The sequence below is a fragment of the Streptomyces sp. NPDC052101 genome (genome assembly GCF_040680235.1).
In the GTDB taxonomy this organism is placed as follows: domain Bacteria; phylum Actinomycetota; class Actinomycetes; order Streptomycetales; family Streptomycetaceae; genus Streptomyces.
Genome location: NZ_JBFAWH010000022.1, coordinates 36,496 through 53,496 on the forward strand (window position 1 = coordinate 36,496; position 17,001 = coordinate 53,496).

The window sequence follows — 17,001 nt, forward strand, 5'->3', positions numbered from 1 at the left end:
TTCAGTGGTTGGGGGCGGTGTCGGCGCCGGTGGCCGAGGCCGTCACCAGGCGGTTGCGTGCACGCCCCATCAGCTCCTCGCGCTCGTCCTCGGTCAGGCCGCCCCACACGCCGTACGGCTCGCGTACCGCCAGCGCGTGCGCCGCGCACTCCGCGCGCACAGGGCACCTCATGCAGACCTCCTTGGCCGAGTTCTCGCGAGCGCTCCGAGCCGCCCCGCGCTCGCCCTCGGGGTGGAAGAAGAGCGAGCTGTCCACGCCGCGGCAGGCAGCCAGCAACTGCCAGTCCCACAGGTCCGCGTTCGGTCCGGGAAGGCGGGAGAAATCTGCCATTACGTGACCCCTTGTAGCCGTTCTGAGCGGATACGGTGCCAACGACCGTACATCTCCGGTCTAAGAAGATGAAAATATGACTCATTGGCAATCTAGCCTCGGACACCACGAAACGGGAAGAAAAGCGGCTAAATGGGGCATAGTTGTGATGAAAAGTTGAGGGTCTGTGGTCCATGTCTGCACCGTGTCGAGCCCCTCACGTAGAGTGCCGAAGACGGCATGTAGCCCCGTAACTCTTTCGAGTGACCGTCGTTGAGAGTGCGGAGGCGGTTGAAAACACAAGCGCTCGGGCAGGCGTCCGAGGCGGTCGACCGCACAGGTGACGATTCCGTACCAGCCTGGAGGCTCAAGGTGACGCGCATCAGCTGCGGAGGGCGGTCATGACATCCGTCCTCGTCTGCGACGACTCCCCGCTTGCCCGAGAAGCGCTCCGCCGCGCGGTGGCGACCGTGCCCGGCGTCGAGCGCGTGACGACGGCGGCCAACGGCGAGGAAGTCCTCCGCCGCTGGGGCGCCGACCGTTCCGACCTCATCCTGATGGATGTGCGCATGCCCGGCCTGGGCGGCGTGGAAACCGTGCGGCGTCTGCTGTCCGCCGACCCCGGCGCACGCATCATCATGCTCACCGTCGCCGAGGACCTCGACGGCGTGGCCCTCGCGGTCGCCGCCGGCGCCCGGGGCTACCTGCACAAGGACGCCTCGCGCGCGGAGCTGCGCGCCACGGTGACGCAGGCCCTCGCCGACCCGACCTGGCGGCTGGCGCCGCGCCGGCTCCGCTCGGCCGAGATGGGCGCCGCGCCCACGCTCACCGCGCGTGAGATCCAGGTCCTGGAGGGCATGAGCCACGGCCGCTCCAACGCCGAGATCGGCCGCGAGCTGTTCCTCTCCGAGGACACCGTCAAGACGCACGCGCGGCGCCTGTTCAAGAAGCTCGGCGCCTCGGACCGGGCCCACGCCGTGGCGCTCGGCTTCCGCTGGGGACTGGTCCGGTAGGCAGTGCCCAGCCCTGCGGGGCGGGCGGAGCCGGCCGCCACCGGGCATGGTCCCGGGAGCCGGACGGGGGTCCGCCTCCCCTGGCAGCAGCCGAGCGCCCCGGCGGCGCCCGAACACCCCGGGGAAGCAGACCCGGCACGCCCCACGGGGCGTCCGGGCCGTCTGCGACCACGCCCCACGACACGCTCAAGCCACGGCGCCGGACTCCGGACCGCCGGGCCGGGCCCCGGCCCGGCGCGGGCGACGGGGGCACGGTCCGGACGAGCGCGCCCCTCGGCTCCGGCGGCGTCTCGACGTGCCTTGCGAGACGGCCGAGGGTGCCCCGCGGCTTCGCGGGTGTGCCGGCGTGGCCCGGTGGTGGTGTGTCGGTCTGCCATGGCCGTGCGCCGGGCGTACGCGGGCGCCCTGCGGCTCCGGGGGCGCCTCGGTGTGCCCGGCGGCGTGCGCGAGGGGCGTCGTACGCCTGCCCCGGCCCGGGCGTCGTACCGGCGCATCCCCGTCGGCCCAGGACTCGTCGGTCCCGGACTCGTCGGCCCAGGAGGACGGGTGTCGGTGAAATGCCTTGACGGGTGTTCCGGTTGCCCGGGGACGCGGCTGTGACGCGGCGTCGAGGGGTGGACCCGGTCACACTCATGGAGCCGTGCGACAGCCCGTCGCCCGGGTGGCCGGTCGCACCCGGGCACGGAGATCCACTTGATGAACACCCGTGGTCGGCGCCGCGCGAGAGGCGCCGGGCCGCCCGCGGGAGGGCTGTTCGCGCCTCTGGCGTACGACTCCGTCGGACGCTTCGGCGGGCGCTGTGCAAGGCGGCCCACCGGACGCGCGCTGCTCGTTTCGGCGCGGATGCCGCATCCTTGAGATGTGGAGTCTCTCGGGGACGAGTCGATCGAGGTGAAGGGGAGGGCGCAGGGGATGAGTGCCGGCGCACCTGCTCATAACGCTTCGGTGCACAACCACCAGCACGATGCGACGGACCGGACGGCCGCAAGGCACCATGGACCGATGCGCGACGACGAGGCGGGCACGGCCCAAGGGGCGATCGGTGCGCTCGTGCATCGTGCCGTCGACGGGGACGCGCAGGCCACGCACGATCTGCTCGCGCATGTCCATCCGCTGGCCCTGCGCTACTGCCGCACCCGGCTGTCCCGGCTTCCCGGCGACGCCCGCCATTTCGTCGAGGACCTCGCCCAGGAGGTCTGCGTCGCGGTCCTCCTCGCGCTGCCCCGCTACCGCGACACCGGCCGCCCCTTCGAGGCGTTCGTCTTCGCCATCGCCTCCCACAAGGTCGCCGACCTGCAGCGCGCCGCCATGCGCCACCCGGGCTCCACGGCGGTGCCCTCGGACGAGATGCCGGAGCGGCCCGACGACTCCCTCGGCCCCGAGGAGCGCGCCCTGCTCAGCAGCGACGCCGAGTGGGCCAAGAAGCTGCTGGCCAACCTCCCCGAGAACCAGCGCGAGCTGCTTCTGCTGCGTATCGCCGTGGGCTTGACCGCGGAGGAGACGGGGCAGATGTTGGGAATGTCACCCGGCGCCGTCCGGGTCGCCCAGCACCGGGCACTGAGCCGCCTGCGCGCGCTCGCCGAACAGTAATCCCCTTACGAACCCCCTTACGTGGAGCCTTCGCAGCTCCCTCCGGTGAACGGGCGCGCTTCCGTTTCCGTACGAACATACGAAGCCTGAAGCAACCTCGTACCGTGGAATTTGCTAGCGATGCTTCCCGTTAGCATGGACATCCGCACCGATCAAGGCCATTTGGGGAAGGTGTCATGACTGCCAACGTCGACGGAGTGCCCGGTAAATTCGCGACACTCGGGCTGACCTACGACGACGTGCTGCTGCTGCCGGGCGCGTCGGACATGGCACCCGACGAGATCGACACCGCCTCGTACGTCTCCAAGAACGTGCGGGTCAACATCCCGCTGCTGTCCGCCGCCATGGACAAGGTGACCGAGTCCCGCATGGCGATCGCGATGGCCCGCCAGGGCGGTGTGGGCGTGCTGCACCGCAACCTGTCCATCGAGGACCAGGCCAACCAGGTCGACCTGGTGAAGCGCTCCGAGTCCGGCATGGTCACCGACCCCATCACCATCCACCCGGAGGCCACGCTCGCCGAGGCCGACGCGCTGTGCGCCAGGTTCCGCATCAGCGGCGTCCCGGTGACCGACGGCGACAAGAAGCTCCTCGGCATCGTCACCAACCGTGACATGGCCTTCGAGAGCGACCGCAGCCGCCGGGTGCACGAGGTCATGACCCCGATGCCGCTGGTCACCGCCAAGGTCGGCACCTCCGGCGCCGAGGCCATGGAGCTGCTGCGCAAGCACAAGATCGAGAAGCTGCCGCTCGTCGACGACAAGGGTGTCCTCAAGGGCCTGATCACGGTCAAGGACTTCGTCAAGGCGGAGCAGTACCCGAACGCCGCCAAGGACTCCGAGGGCCGCCTGCTGGTCGGCGCGGCGGTCGGCGTGGCCGGTGACTCCTTCGAGCGTGCCCAGGCCCTGATCGAGGCCGGTGTCGACTTCATCGTCGTGGACACCGCGCACGGCCACTCCCGCCTGGTCGGCGACATGATCGCCAAGATCAAGTCGAACTCGTCGGGCGTCGACGTCATCGGCGGCAACGTCGCCACGCGCGACGGCGCCCAGGCCCTGGTCGACGCGGGCGCCGACGGCATCAAGGTCGGTGTCGGCCCCGGCTCCATCTGCACGACCCGCGTGGTCGCCGGTGTCGGCGTCCCGCAGGTCACCGCGATCTACGAGGCCGCGCTCGCCGCCAGGGCCGCCGGTGTCCCGGTGATCGGCGACGGCGGTCTGCAGTACTCCGGCGACATCGCCAAGGCGCTGGTCGCGGGCGCCGACACGGTGATGCTCGGCTCGCTGCTCGCGGGCTGCGAGGAGTCCCCGGGCGAGCTGCTGTTCATCAACGGCAAGCAGTTCAAGTCGTACCGCGGCATGGGCTCGCTCGCCGCCATGCAGACCCGCGGCGACCGCAAGTCCTTCTCCAAGGACCGCTACTTCCAGGAGGGCGTCGCCTCCGACGAGCAGCTGATCCCCGAGGGCATCGAGGGCCAGGTGCCCTACCGCGGCCCGCTGGGCTCCGTCGTCCACCAGCTGGTCGGCGGCCTGCGCCAGTCGATGTTCTACGTCGGCGGCAGGACGGTCCCCGAGCTGCAGGAGAACGGCCGCTTCGTGCGGATCACCTCGGCGGGCCTGAAGGAGAGCCACCCGCACGACATCCAGATGACGGTCGAGGCACCGAACTACAGCAGCAAGAAGTGACGTGCACGCGCGCGTGAGGCCCTTCGCCGCGTGATCGACGGCGGCTCCGGAGTATCCGGGGCCGCCGTTGTCGTACCGGTCGGCGATACTGGGAGACGCTGAAACGCATAGGGAAAGGCCAAGACGTGACTGAGATCGAGATCGGGCGCGGCAAGCGCGGCCGCCGGGCGTACGCCTTCGACGACATCGCCGTCGTCCCCAGCCGCCGTACGCGGGACCCGAAGGAGGTCTCGATCGCCTGGCAGATCGACGCCTACCGCTTCGAGCTGCCGTTCCTGGCCGCCCCCATGGACTCGGTCGTCTCCCCGGCCACCGCGATCCGTATCGGTGAGCTGGGCGGCCTCGGCGTGCTCAACCTCGAAGGCCTGTGGACGCGGTACGAGGACCCGCAGCCGCTGCTGGATGAGATCGCCGGGCTGCCCGCCGAGCAGGCGACCCGCCGCCTCCAGGAGATCTACGCGGCTCCCATCAAGGAGGAGCTGATCGGCGCCCGCATCAAGGAGGTGCGCGACTCCGGCGTGGTCACGGCGGCCGCGCTCTCCCCGCAGCGCACCGCCCAGTTCTCCAAGGCGGTCGTCGACGCGGGCGTGGACATCTTCGTCATCCGCGGTACGACGGTCTCGGCGGAGCACGTCTCGTCCTCGCACGAGCCGCTGAACCTGAAGCAGTTCATCTACGAGCTGGACGTCCCGGTGATCGTCGGCGGCTGCGCCACGTACACCGCCGCCCTGCACCTGATGCGCAGCGGCGCGGCCGGCGTCCTGGTCGGCTTCGGCGGCGGCGCCGCGCACACCACGCGCAACGTGCTGGGCATCCAGGTCCCGATGGCCACGGCCGTCGCCGACGTGGCCGCGGCCCGCCGGGACTACATGGACGAGTCCGGCGGCCGCTATGTGCACGTGATCGCGGACGGCGGTGTCGGCTGGTCCGGCGACCTGCCCAAGGCGATCGCCTGCGGCGCCGACGCGGTGATGATGGGCTCCCCGCTGGCCCGCGCCACGGACGCGCCCGGCAAGGGCCACCACTGGGGCATGGAGGCGGTCAACGAGGAGCTGCCGCGCGGCAAGAAGGTCGACCTCGGCACGGTCGGCACGGTCGAGGAGATCCTCACCGGCCCGTCCCACACCCCCGACGGCTCGATGAACTTCTTCGGTGCCCTGCGCCGCGCCATGGCCACCACCGGCTACAGCGAGCTGAAGGAGTTCCAGCGGGTCGAGGTCACGGTCGCGGACAGCCAGCACCGCCGCTGACCCGTACGACGCCGAAAGGGCCCGTCCACCGGTGCGGTGGACGGGCCCTTTCCTGTGGACGCGCGGTTACTGAGCGGCCTTCTTGGCGCCGGAGAACGCGGCGAACGCGGCGATGGCGAAGAAGAGGAAGGTCAGCGGGTCGGCGTCGTCCTTCCACGCCTGCTGGACCACGTCGAAGTGCTGGAAGAACACCTCGCTGAAGCCCACGTGCACCGCCTTGGCGCCGATCATCGCCTCGCCGACCAGCTGGCCCAGGTACACCGAGCCGAGCGCGAGGATGGCGGCGATCACCGGGAGGGCCGGGTTGCGGCCGCCCGCCTTGCCGGCGGCGAGACCGACGACGAAGCCGACGCCGACGGCCGCGTAGCCGATCTCGTGCTCGGTGGCGCCGATGATGACGCCGTAGAGCGCGGCGGCTGCCACGGCGGCGACGACCGCGGCGACCACGCCGAGGACGAGGTTGTTCCGGACCGGCGCGGGCGGCGCCGGCGGGGCGAAGGCACCCGGCTGGCCGGCGAAGGCGCCCGGCTGCGGCGGGTACGGCGCACCGGCCGGGGCCTGCTCGGCGTACGGGTTGCCGCCGACCGGACCGGGCTGCGGCTGCTGCGGTGGCGGAGCTGACTGGCTCATGACAGAAATCCCCCCGATATGGAGCACGACTGTGAAGACGGAAACGGAAGACCCCGGCACACGCGTGTGCGGCGGGTCCGGGGGAGATTAACAGCCGGGGACGGCAACACCCCTGGCTGTTTTCCGTTCGTGACCCGGCTCAGAGCCGGTGCGCCGCCCCCATGGGCGTGGCTCCGCGGGTGTCCAGCAGCAGTTGGGCCTTTACCGACAGCGCCTGCAGGTCGTACGTCCGGTGGTTCTGGAGCAGGATCGTCAGGTCGGCGTCGGCGGCGGCGTCGTAGAGCGCGTCCGCGCGCGCAACCGGGCGGTCCAGGACGTTCCAGGAGGCCACGTGCGGGTCGTGGAAGCTCAGGGTGGCACCCAGCTCCAGCAGCCGGATCGCGATCTCCTGGGCGGGCGTGCCCTGCTGGTCGGCGACGTCGGGCTTGTAGGTGACGCCGAGCAGCAGCACGCGCGCGCCACGGGCGGACTTGCCGTGCTCGTTGAGGAGGGTCGCTGCGCGCTGGACGACGTAGCGCGGCATACGGTGGTTGACCTGCTGGGCCAGCTCCACCATCCGCAGGGTGCGGGTGGCGTGGCCGGTCAGGTCCTGCGGGACGCCGTGCCCGCCCACCCCCGGCCCCGGCCGGAACGCCTGGAAGCCGAACGGCTTGGTCTCCGCGCACCGCAGGACGTCCCACACGTCGACACCCAGCTCATGGCAGAGCACGGCCATCTCGTTGACGAGCGCGATGTTGACGTGCCGGAAGTTGGTCTCCAGCAGCTGCACCGTCTCCGCCTCGCGCAGTCCACGCGCGCGTACCACCTTGTCGGTGAGCCGGCCGTAGAAGGCGGCGGCCGACTCGGTGCAGGCGGGAGTGAGGCCGCCGATGACCTTGGGGATGCCGGCGGGCGTGTGGTCGCGGTTGCCGGGGTCGATCCGGCTGGGCGAGTAGGCGAGGTGGAAGTCGCGGCCGGCACGCAGTCCCGAGCCCTCCTCCAGCAGGGGCCGCAGGAACCCCTCCGTCGTGCCGGGCAGCACCGGCGACTCCAGGATGACCGTGGTGTGCGGGCGCAGCTGCTCGGCCAGCGCGCGGGCCGCCGCCTCCACCTGGCCGAGGTCCTGTACGCCGTCGGCGCCGCGCGGGGTCGACGCGCAGATCACCGCGGTGCGCACCCGGCCGAGCTGGGCCGGGTCGGTGCCGGGCCGGAAGCCGGCCTGGTGCATCCGGCGCAGCTCGGCCGGACTGAGCGAGCCCGCCTCCGGGCCGGTGGTGTAGCCGAGGGTGGAGATGCCTGCGGCGACGGCGGCCTGGGCGAGCGGCAAGCCGTGCGGGCCGAGTCCGATGACGGCGAGGTCTGCGGGCATGCGTGGGCCGTCCTTCCCAGTAGCCGAAGCGGGTCAGATGCGCAACCGCTGTCGACAGGGTGAGCGAGTGCCCTGTCAGACTAGGTACACATATGACTGTTATGTGTGATTGTGTTCGTGTGTCTTCCGAGGGTTGCGCGCAAGTTGTCCACAGCTTGGGAGCCCGTGGTGGCTGAAGTCGGGCAAGCCGGTCAGAATTTGGGCATGAGGAGGGGATGAACCGGGCTTCGCCCACCGGGTGCGGCCGACGCGACGGGTCTGCGACAGCGGGAGGCAGCGGTGAGGACAGCGACTCTGGGGCCGACGCAGCGTGCCGAGGCACTGGCGGCGATGGCGGAGCGGGAGCTGGACGTGCTGGTGATCGGCGGCGGAGTCGTCGGCGCCGGCACCGCGCTGGACGCCGTCACACGCGGGCTGTCCACCGCTCTGGTCGAGGCCCGCGACTGGGCGTCCGGCACCTCCAGCCGCTCCAGCAAGCTGATCCACGGCGGTCTGCGCTATCTGGAGATGCTCGACTTCGCCCTCGTACGGGAAGCGCTGAAGGAGCGCGGGCTGCTGCTGGAGCGGCTCGCCCCGCACCTGGTCAAGCCGGTGCCGTTCCTCTACCCGCTGCAGCACAAGGGCTGGGAGCGGCTGTACGCCGGTTCGGGCGTGGCCCTGTACGACGCGATGTCCATGGCGCGCGGCCATGGCCGGGGCCTGCCCCTGCACCGCCATCTGACCCACCGTCACGCCCTGCGCGTCGCCCCCTGCCTGAAGAAGGACGCCCTGGTCGGCGCCCTGCAGTACTACGACGCGCAGATGGACGACGCCCGCTTCGTGGCCACGCTGGTGCGCACGGCCGCGTCCTACGGCGCGCCGGTGGCCAACCGCGCGCGGGTGACCGGGTTCCTGCGCGAGGGCGAGCGGGTGGTCGGCGCCCGGGTGCGGGACGTGGAGGGCGCCGGAGAGTACGAGATCCGCGCCAAGCAGGTGGTGAACGCGACCGGTGTGTGGACCGACGACACCCAGGCCATGGTGGGGGAGCGCGGCCAGTTCCACGTCCGCGCCTCCAAGGGCATCCATCTGGTCGTGCCCAAGGACCGCATCCACTCCACGACCGGCCTGATCCTGCGCACCGAGAAGTCGGTCCTGTTCGTCATCCCCTGGGGCCGGCACTGGATCGTCGGCACCACCGACACCGACTGGGACCTCGACAAGGCCCATCCGGCCGCCTCCAGCGCCGACATCGACTACCTGCTGGAACACGTCAACTCGGTGCTGGCGGTGCCGCTCGGCCGCGACGACGTCCAGGGTGTGTACGCCGGTCTGCGCCCGCTGCTCGCCGGGGAGTCCGACGCCACCAGCAAGCTCTCCCGCGAGCACACGGTCGCTCATCCGGCGCCGGGGCTCGTGGTCGTGGCGGGCGGCAAGTACACGACGTACCGGGTGATGGCGAAGGACGCGGTCGACGAGGCGGTGCACGGCCTGGACATGCGGGTCGCCGACTGCGTGACGGAGGAGACCCCGCTGCTGGGCGCGCAGGGATACCAGGCGCTGTGGAACGCGCGCGCCCGCATCGCCGCCCGCGCCGGACTGCACGTGGCCCGCGTCGAGCATCTGCTGAACCGGTACGGCTCCATGGCCGAGGAGGTCCTGGACCTCATCACCGCCGACCCCGGCCTGGGCGAGCCGCTGCAGGCCGCCGACGACTATCTGCGCGCCGAGGTGGTGTACGCCGCCTCGCACGAGGGCGCCCGGCATCTGGACGACGTCCTCACCCGCCGCACCCGTATCTCCATCGAGACCTTCGACCGGGGCACCCGCAGCGCCCGTGAGGCGGCCGAGCTGATGGCGCCGGTCCTCGGCTGGGCCAAGGACCAGATCGAGCGCGAGGTCGAGCACTACGAGAAGCGGGTGGAGGCCGAGCGGGAGTCCCAGCTCCAGCCCGACGACCAGACGGCGGACGCGGCCAGGCTGGGGGCGCCGGACATCGTGCCGCTCAACTGACCGGCAGCGCACCGGGGCACCGGTGAACTCGCCCGTCGGCGTGCCGTTTTCTCCCTTCTTACGGTCCATCATCCCGTCTTACGGCTCATCATCCCGGTAAGCGGAACACCCGATTCACAGGGGTGTGCAGTGCGCGGCGGGCGGGCCGGGCCCAGGGGCACCCTGCGCGTGGGGCACTTGTCGAGTGAGAGACAATGGAGGCTCTGTCAGGGCGGGTTGTATGAGGGGACGCATGTCGGAGGCGGAGCGGGCGGGTACCTCTCGTCAGGGGACTCGTCAGGACAAGAGCGAGCGTCGTCTCCTCGCCGGGCGGTACCGGCTGGGAGACGTGCTGGGCCGGGGCGGTATGGGCACGGTCTGGCGCGCCGAGGACGAGACCCTGGGCCGGACGGTCGCCGTCAAGGAGCTGCGGTTCCCGTCGAACATCGACGAGGAGGAGAAGCGGCGCCTGATCACGCGCACCCTGCGCGAGGCCAAGGCGATCGCCCGGATCCGCAACAACAGCGCGGTGACGGTCTTCGACGTGGTCGACGAGGACGACCGGCCGTGGATCGTCATGGAGTTGGTCGAGGGCAAGTCCCTCGCCGAGGTCATCCGCGAGGACGGCGTGCTGGAGCCGAGGCGCGCCGCCGAGGTGGGCCTCGCCGTCCTCGACGTGCTGCGCTCCGCGCACCGCGAGGGCATCCTGCACCGGGACGTGAAGCCGTCCAACGTGCTGATCGCCGAGGACGGCCGGGTCGTGCTCACCGACTTCGGCATCGCGCAGGTCGAGGGCGACCCGTCCATCACCTCCACCGGCATGCTCGTCGGCGCCCCCTCCTACATCTCGCCCGAGCGCGCCCGCGGCCACAAGCCGGGCCGGGCGGCCGACCTGTGGTCGCTCGGCGGCCTGCTGTACGCGGCGGTCGAGGGCGTGCCGCCGTACGACAAGGGGTCGGCGATCGCCACGCTGACCGCGGTGATGACCGAGCCCCTGGAGGAGCCCAAGAACGCGGGCCCGCTCAGGGACGTCATCTACGGCTTGCTCACCAAGGATCCGGCCGAGCGGCTCGACGACGCCGGGGCCCGGGTCATGTTCAACGCGGTGATCCACGCGCCCGAGCCGGAGCCGATGGACGCCACGCGGGTGGTGCCGCTGCCGGTGCAGCCCGAGCCGTCCGAGGGCAAGCGGGGCGAGGAGGCCGGCGAGAAGCTGCGCGGCGCGCTGCGTTCGGTCCGCAAGGCGGCCGGGGCGGCCACCGCGGCGGCGCGGACGAAGAACGGCGGGAACGAGTCCGCACCGGGTGGGGCGGGAGCGACGGGCGCGGGCGGCGCAGCCTCGGGCGCGGCACGTCCGGGTCCCCCGGGTCCCCCTGGCACCCCCGGCGCGGCACGTCCGGCCACCCCGGGCGCGGCGCGCCCCGGGACCCCCGGTGGAGCGCGGCCGGTCACCCCCGGTGGAGCGCGGCCGGCCACTCCCGGTGGGGCGCGGCCCGGGACCTCCCCCGGGGCGGGCGCCGGATCCGTCGGGAGGCAGACGAGGTCGGCTTCCGCCGCGGCCGGTTCTTCCGGCACGCCGAACTCCAGCACGAACAAGCCGAGTTCCGGCTGGCCCGTGATGCCGCCGCCGGACCTGGACCTGCCGCCGCGGCAGGTGCCCAGGGCGCCGCTGACCGACGTGGTGCCCAGGCGCACGCTGGTGATCATCGCCTTGGTGGTCGCTCTCGCGGTGCTCGGCACCGTCCTGGCCTTCGCCCTGAGCGGCGACGACAGCAAGAAGGGCGGCAAGAGCAGCGGGGCCGGGGCGGCGGCGAGCGCCAGTGCGTCCGCCAAGCGGGACAAGGGCGACAAGGCCACGGCCGGCGGGGCGCGGACGGACGGGACGAACTCGTCGTCCGGCACCGGTTCCGGCACCGCCGTCGACGCGAGCGCGTCCGCCGGCGCCGGCGGCACGTCCGGTGCGCAGGGCGGCGGGAGCGCGCCGGTGGTGTCCACCCACAAGGGCGGCCAGGGGTACTCGATCGGGCTGCCCAAGGGATGGTCGTACAAGTCCACCGACGATGCCGGCGACCGCTACGCCGGTCCCGACGGGCAGAAGCTGCTCATCGGCTCGACCAGCAGCCCCAAGGACGATCCGGTGGCGGACTGGGAGAACCAGGAGCACTACATGGTGCGTCCCCAGTACCGGAAGATCCGCATAGAGAAGGTCGACTACCGGGGCTGGAACACGGCCGACTGGGAGTTCACCTACGTCGACGGAGGCACCGACTACCGGACCATCGACCGGGGTTTCGTGGTCAACGGCCATCTCGGCTACGGGCTGATGTACACCGCGAAGGCCGCGGACTGGGACGGCGCGCTGCGCAAGGACACCTGGAAGACGCTCACGGCTTCCTTCGAGCCCAAGTCGTAGGCTCCGGCCGCCGGTTTGGGGCATGAGAATCCGTCATCCACTCAATGCGGGTTGCCTCCGGCACGTATCGTGAATGGTTGCGGACCGTACGCAGCCGGATGCGTGTGCGAAACGGGTCGCGAGGCGAACGGATCTGACCGACCGGGTGGCCGGGGGAGGCAACGTGGACGACTACGCGGGTCGGGTGCTCGCCGACCGCTACCGCCTGCCGCTGCCGCCCTCCGACGAGTACGAACTCACCGAGACCCGCGCCTTCGACACCTACAGCGGCCAGGAAGTGCTCGTCCGCCAGCTGCCGTTGCCGGAGGTCGTCGAGGCCGAGGTGCTCGACGCCGAGGGCCTGCCCGAGGGGTTCACGGCGCGTGAGCGCGGGGCCCGGCGGACACCGGACGCCCGGACCGCCACCCGGCGGCCCGCCGACCCGGCCGTACGGCGCGCCGTCGAGGCCGTGCAGGCGGCGGCCCGCATCCCCGACCATCCGCGTCTCGACCAGGTCTTCGACGTGTTCGCCGAGGGCGGGTCGCTGTGGATCGTCAGCGAGCTGGTGGCCGCGCGCCCGCTGGCTGCGCTGCTCGCGAAGGAGCCGCTGTCGCCGTACCGGGCCGCCGAGGTCGCCTCCGATGTGCTCATGGCGCTGCGGGTGCTGCACGGACACGGCTGGGTGCACCGCAACATCACCGCTCGTACGGTGCTGGTCTGCGAGGACGGCCGGGTGATGCTGACCGGCCTCGCCGTCGGCGCCGCGGAGGAGGCGCTGTGCGGGTACGACCCGGTGCCGGCCCAGGACGACGGCATCGAGCAGGAAGCGCCGGGCGCGGCGGGAGCGGGGACACAGGCCGGTTCCGCCGACCGTCCGGCCGGAGCGCATGACCTTCCCTCAGCGGATGCCGATCCCGAGGCCGCGCGCCGGGCCGCGATCCAGGCGCGGGCGGCCGGGGGCCTGCCGGCGCCGGGGGCGGGGGCGAACGGGGCGAACGGCGGTACCGGGTCGGCCGGTTCGACGGGACAGCGGCCGCTGGAGACCGGCGCGGACATCCGTGCCGCACGCGCCGGGGCGATCGCCGCGTACCGCGCGGGTGCCCGTGCCGCCGCCCGGGTACAGGAGGCCCGGGAGAGCGGGCGCGCCGCCCTGCCCGGGGCCCGCCCGCCCGCCGACGGCGACACCGGCGCCGACCGGGCCGACGGCACGACCCGGCCGCCGCACTCCGGCGCGCCGGGCGGCACGGCCGCGCCGGGACGCATCGCCGACCCCTACGGAGTACACGGCGCCCCCTGGCACGGCACCACACCACGCCCCGGCGCCACCCCGCCCCTGAACGGCGGCCCCCAACGACCTGCCCTCCCCCTCGACGGCACGGGTTCGCCCCTGCCCCCGGGTGCCACGGGCCCCGCCCGCCGCGGCGCGGAACTGCCGTCGCCCGCCACCGCCCCCTCCGGCCGCGGCACCGGCGCCGACCTCGGCAAAGGCTCCGTCCCCGGCCGCGAGAGCTCCGGCCATGGCACCGGCTCCGTCCCCGGCTCGCCCCCGGATGCCGTGGGCGCAGCCAGGCAGTTGCTCCCTTCGCAGGGTCGGCCCCGTTGGGACGACGGTGGGGGCGGGCGGCGCGGGGCGGGCAGTGCGCTGGCCGCTGAGCGGGCGCGGCAGGTGCGGATGACCGTCGTGGGGCCGGTGACCGAGCGGTGGGCGCCGGAGCAGGCCGGCCCGGTGCACGAGAACTGGCAGCTGGCGGCGCCGATCGGGCCCGCGACCGACCTGTGGGCGCTCGGAGCGCTGCTGTTCCGGTCCGTGCAGGGGCATGCGCCGTACCCGGAGGAGTCGACGGCCGAGCTGGTGCAGCTGGTGTGCGCCGAGCCGCCCGCCTTCGCCGAGGAGTGCGGCCCGCTGCGGCCCGTCGTGGAGTCGCTGCTGCGCCAGGACCCCACCGAGCGCCCGGACGTCGAGGAGCTGAGCGGCTGGCTGCGGTCGCTGGTGCGCTCCGCGCCCGAGCCGGACGCCGGTACGCATGTCGTCACCGTGCCGTCCGCCGATCCGCACCGGCTGCCGATCGTCCGGCGCCGCGGCGAGCTGGTATGGCTGAGACGACGGCGTGCCGCGCTGCCCGAGGTCCATCCGCACGGTCGGCACAAGCGCGCCCGGGCCCAGGAGGAGGCCGCTTCGCCGCGCCGCCTCGGCCGGACCCTGCTCCTGCTGATCCTGCTCCTGCTGGCCGGCGCGATCGCCTACGCGCTGCTGTTCATGCCGAAGCAGGGCGAGAGCGGGGCCACCGGCGCCGACCGCACCGGCAGCGCGGGGCAGGCCGGTCCCGCACCCACGCGGACCGGGCAGCCCTCCGCCGGGCAGAGCGCGCCGGGGGACAGCCCCTCGGCGTCCGCGCCCGCCACCGAGACCCAGACGGACGGCGACCCGACCGTCGCGGACGGCTTCACCCTGCGCAAGGATCCGGACGGCTTCCGGATCGCCGTGGCCCAGGGCTGGGACCGCACCCCGAAGAACGGCAGCGGCCAGGTGGTCTACGCCCACGGGAACTTCGAGCTGATCGTCGTACCCGGCCGGGACAGCGCCGCCGCGTACGGCAGCGATCCGATGGCCTACCAGCGGGACAAGGAGAGCGAACTCCAGCCGTACCGCAGCTCCAGCTGGGCCACGGCCACCGGCCTGAGGACCATCGAGGTCGGCGGACGGACCATGGCCGAGGGGCAGTTCACCTGGACCGACGGGCAGGGACAGGATTTGTTCGTACGGAACATGGCGATCCTGCTGAACGGCCGCTATCACATCGTCCAGGTCCGCGGCCCGGAGGCGCAGCGGGACGAGGTGACCCGGCTCTACGAGCAGGCCACGACGACGTACCGCTACACGGGTTGAGCGCCCTGTATACCGGCTGACCGATCCTGGCCGGTTCCGGCGGCGGCAACCGTCACAGTGCTGTCACCTTGGCACCCCGCTGGTTCCCTGTTGGTGGACCGGTCCTTAGTCTGACCCTGTCAAGAGCATTGCGGGGCAACGTGAATCAGATGCAGGGCCTGCTCATAGCGGGCCGCTACCGGCTTGCCGATTCCATCGGCAGCGGGGGCATGGGCCGGGTGTGGCGCGCCCACGACGAGGTGCTGCACCGGACGGTCGCCGTCAAGGAGTTGACCGCCGCACTCTACGTCTCCGACAGCGACCGGGCCGTACTGCTGGCCCGTACCCGGGCGGAGGCCCGCGCCGCCGCGCGTATCAACCACTCGGCCGTCGTCACCGTGCACGACGTCCTTGAGCACGACGGCCGCCCGTGGATCGTCATGGAGCTGGTCGAGGGAAACTCGCTGGCCGACGAGGTCAAGGAGCGCGGGCGCGTCGAGCCGCGGGAGGCCGCGCGCATCGGCCTGTGGGTGCTGCGGGCGCTGCGCGCCGCGCACTCCGCCGGAGTACTGCACCGGGACGTCAAGCCCGGCAACGTCCTGCTCGGCCGGGACGGCCGGGTGCTGCTCACCGACTTCGGCATCGCGCAGATAGAGGGCGACTCCACCATCACCCGCACCGGAGAGGTCGTCGGCTCGGTCGACTACCTCGCGCCCGAGCGGGTGCGCGGCCACGACCCGGGTCCGGCCTCGGACCTGTGGGCGCTGGGCGCGACGCTGTACACGGCGGTCGAGGGCCGTTCCCCGTTCCGCCGCACCTCACCGCTGAGCACCATGCAGGCGGTCGTCGAGGAGGACGTCGACGAGGCGCGCCACGCCGATGCGCTCGGCCCGGTCATATCGGCGCTGCTGCGCAAGGAACCGGAGCGGCGGCCGAGCGCGGAGGAGGCGGAGCAGATGCTCGCCGAGGCCGCGGAGGGCCGCCGCCCGTACACCGCCCAGGCGTTCATCCCGACCCAGGGCTCGGGCCTGCACACGGGCCGGACGGGCACCCCGTCCGCGGCGGGCTACGGCTCCACCGGCAACACGTCCGGTTACGGCTCCACCGGGACCGCCTCCGGCTACGGCTCCGGCGCCACCTCCGGCTACGGGCCCGGGGCACCGGCGGGCCCGGGTCGTTCCATGACCGGGCCGACGGCCGTCGCCCCGGCACCCCAGGGCCCGGTGCCCCAGGGTCCGGTGCCGGCCCGGCCCCGGCCGAGGCGTCGGCTGCGCACCCTCGCGCTCGTCGTCGCTGTCGCCGCCGTGCTCGGCGGGGGCGCGGCGGTGGCCTTCCAGGAGTTCGGCGCCGACTCGGGGCAGAGCACCGGGTCGAGCGGGGGCGCGGGCCCGGCCACGACGTCACAGTCCGCGACGGACAGCGCCACGCCGGGCGGCGACGGGGCGGTGCCCGCCTCGTGGCAGCCGTACCACGACCCCTGGGGCTTCACCGTCTACCTGCCCAAGGGCTGGACCCGGAAGGTCGTCGGCGTGCCCGGCGACCTCAGACAGGTCGACTACACGCCCGACAACGGCAAGCACTTCGTGCGCATCGCCATCGACAGCTCTCCGGACTTCGCCGACGCCCTCTCGCACCAGCAGGACCTGGAGCAGCAGCTCCAGCGGCTGGTCGACTACAAGCGCGTGAAGATGAAGGAGAACATCTACCGCGATCGCAAGGGCTCGGTGTGGGAGTACACCTGGACCGCGCTGAAGAAGGACCCGCCCCACGTCGCCGGTCCGCGCCATGCCATCGAGCAGACGTACTTCTCGCGCGCGGGCACCGAGTACGCCCTCTACATCTCGTCGCCGGCCGGGGACTGGGCGGAGACCAGCAAGGAGTTCAAATGGCTGCTGCAGACCTGGCAGCAGCCGAACGAGGGCTGATACGGCCGAAAAACGCTGGTTGAG

General features: G+C 72.5%; 11 protein-coding genes. 8 read left to right on the forward strand and 3 right to left on the reverse strand.

Translation table 11 applies throughout. The features are described from left to right. Nucleotide 1 precedes the first annotated feature (1 nt). Nucleotides 2-331, reverse strand: coding sequence for a WhiB family transcriptional regulator (locus tag AB0L75_RS31305; protein WP_153539204.1), 330 nt, complete (start codon nt 329-331; stop codon nt 2-4). Nucleotides 332-711: 380 nt separating this feature from the next. Between AB0L75_RS31305 and AB0L75_RS31310 the strand changes: the two genes are divergently transcribed. The 4 genes from AB0L75_RS31310 (at nt 712) to AB0L75_RS31325 (ending at nt 5,848) form a co-directional block, all read left to right on the forward strand. After that, complete coding sequence (locus AB0L75_RS31310; RefSeq protein WP_003948568.1) at nt 712-1,323, forward strand: response regulator transcription factor; 612 nt, start codon at nt 712-714, stop codon at nt 1,321-1,323. Nucleotides 1,324-2,325: 1,002 nt separating this feature from the next. After that, nucleotides 2,326-2,913 carry a sigma-70 family RNA polymerase sigma factor gene (locus tag AB0L75_RS31315; protein WP_365187680.1) on the forward strand — a complete coding sequence of 196 codons (588 nt, stop codon included), beginning with the start codon at nt 2,326-2,328 and terminating at the stop codon, nt 2,911-2,913. Nucleotides 2,914-3,089: 176 nt separating this feature from the next. After that, nucleotides 3,090-4,598: an IMP dehydrogenase gene (gene guaB / locus AB0L75_RS31320; protein WP_365187682.1), complete on the forward strand. Its 1,509-nt coding sequence runs from the start codon at nt 3,090-3,092 to the stop codon at nt 4,596-4,598. 125 nt (nt 4,599-4,723) lie between these two features. Next, nucleotides 4,724-5,848: a GuaB3 family IMP dehydrogenase-related protein gene (locus AB0L75_RS31325; RefSeq protein ID WP_365187685.1), complete on the forward strand. Its 1,125-nt coding sequence runs from the start codon at nt 4,724-4,726 to the stop codon at nt 5,846-5,848. Between the two features lie 66 nt (nt 5,849-5,914). Here the strand turns inward: AB0L75_RS31325 and AB0L75_RS31330 are convergent, their stop codons facing one another. Both AB0L75_RS31330 and AB0L75_RS31335 read right to left on the reverse strand, forming a co-directional pair. After that, complete coding sequence (locus AB0L75_RS31330) at nt 5,915-6,478, reverse strand: hypothetical protein (RefSeq protein ID WP_365187686.1); 564 nt, start codon at nt 6,476-6,478, stop codon at nt 5,915-5,917. A 139-nt stretch (nt 6,479-6,617) separates the two neighbouring features. After that, complete coding sequence (locus AB0L75_RS31335; RefSeq protein ID WP_365187689.1) at nt 6,618-7,826, reverse strand: nucleotide sugar dehydrogenase; 1,209 nt, start codon at nt 7,824-7,826, stop codon at nt 6,618-6,620. A gap of 279 nt (nt 7,827-8,105) precedes the next feature. Between AB0L75_RS31335 and AB0L75_RS31340 the strand changes: the two genes are divergently transcribed. The 4 genes from AB0L75_RS31340 (at nt 8,106) to AB0L75_RS31355 (ending at nt 16,977) form a co-directional block, all read left to right on the forward strand. Further along, nucleotides 8,106-9,815: a glycerol-3-phosphate dehydrogenase/oxidase gene (locus AB0L75_RS31340; RefSeq protein ID WP_365187691.1), complete on the forward strand. Its 1,710-nt coding sequence runs from the start codon at nt 8,106-8,108 to the stop codon at nt 9,813-9,815. A 232-nt stretch (nt 9,816-10,047) separates the two neighbouring features. After that, nucleotides 10,048-12,207, forward strand: a complete 2,160-nt coding sequence (locus tag AB0L75_RS31345; RefSeq protein WP_365187694.1) for a serine/threonine-protein kinase — start codon at nt 10,048-10,050, stop codon at nt 12,205-12,207. A 163-nt stretch (nt 12,208-12,370) separates the two neighbouring features. Next, on the forward strand, nt 12,371-15,073 hold the full coding sequence (locus tag AB0L75_RS31350) for a protein kinase (RefSeq protein ID WP_365187697.1): 2,703 nt from the start codon (nt 12,371-12,373) through the stop codon (nt 15,071-15,073). Nucleotides 15,074-15,222: 149 nt separating this feature from the next. Beyond that, the gene (locus AB0L75_RS31355; protein WP_365187699.1) at nt 15,223-16,977 is read left to right on the forward strand and encodes a serine/threonine-protein kinase; all 1,755 of its coding nucleotides are present in this window, start codon (nt 15,223-15,225) and stop codon (nt 16,975-16,977) included. Nucleotides 16,978-17,001 lie beyond the last annotated feature (24 nt).

Excerpts from the sequence above, each read along its gene's own strand:
- AB0L75_RS31305 (WP_153539204.1), bottom strand. The coding sequence starts at position 331 with ATGGCAGATTTCTCCCGCCTTCCCGGACCGAACGCGGACCTGTGGGAC.
- AB0L75_RS31310 (WP_003948568.1), top strand. The coding sequence starts at position 712 with ATGACATCCGTCCTCGTCTGCGACGACTCCCCGCTTGCCCGAGAAGCG.
- AB0L75_RS31315 (WP_365187680.1), top strand. The coding sequence starts at position 2,326 with ATGCGCGACGACGAGGCGGGCACGGCCCAAGGGGCGATCGGTGCGCTC.
- guaB (WP_365187682.1), top strand. The coding sequence starts at position 3,090 with ATGACTGCCAACGTCGACGGAGTGCCCGGTAAATTCGCGACACTCGGG.
- AB0L75_RS31330 (WP_365187686.1), bottom strand. The coding sequence starts at position 6,478 with ATGAGCCAGTCAGCTCCGCCACCGCAGCAGCCGCAGCCCGGTCCGGTC.
- AB0L75_RS31335 (WP_365187689.1), bottom strand. The coding sequence starts at position 7,826 with ATGCCCGCAGACCTCGCCGTCATCGGACTCGGCCCGCACGGCTTGCCG.
- AB0L75_RS31345 (WP_365187694.1), top strand. The coding sequence starts at position 10,048 with ATGTCGGAGGCGGAGCGGGCGGGTACCTCTCGTCAGGGGACTCGTCAG.
- AB0L75_RS31355 (WP_365187699.1), top strand. The coding sequence starts at position 15,223 with ATGCAGGGCCTGCTCATAGCGGGCCGCTACCGGCTTGCCGATTCCATC.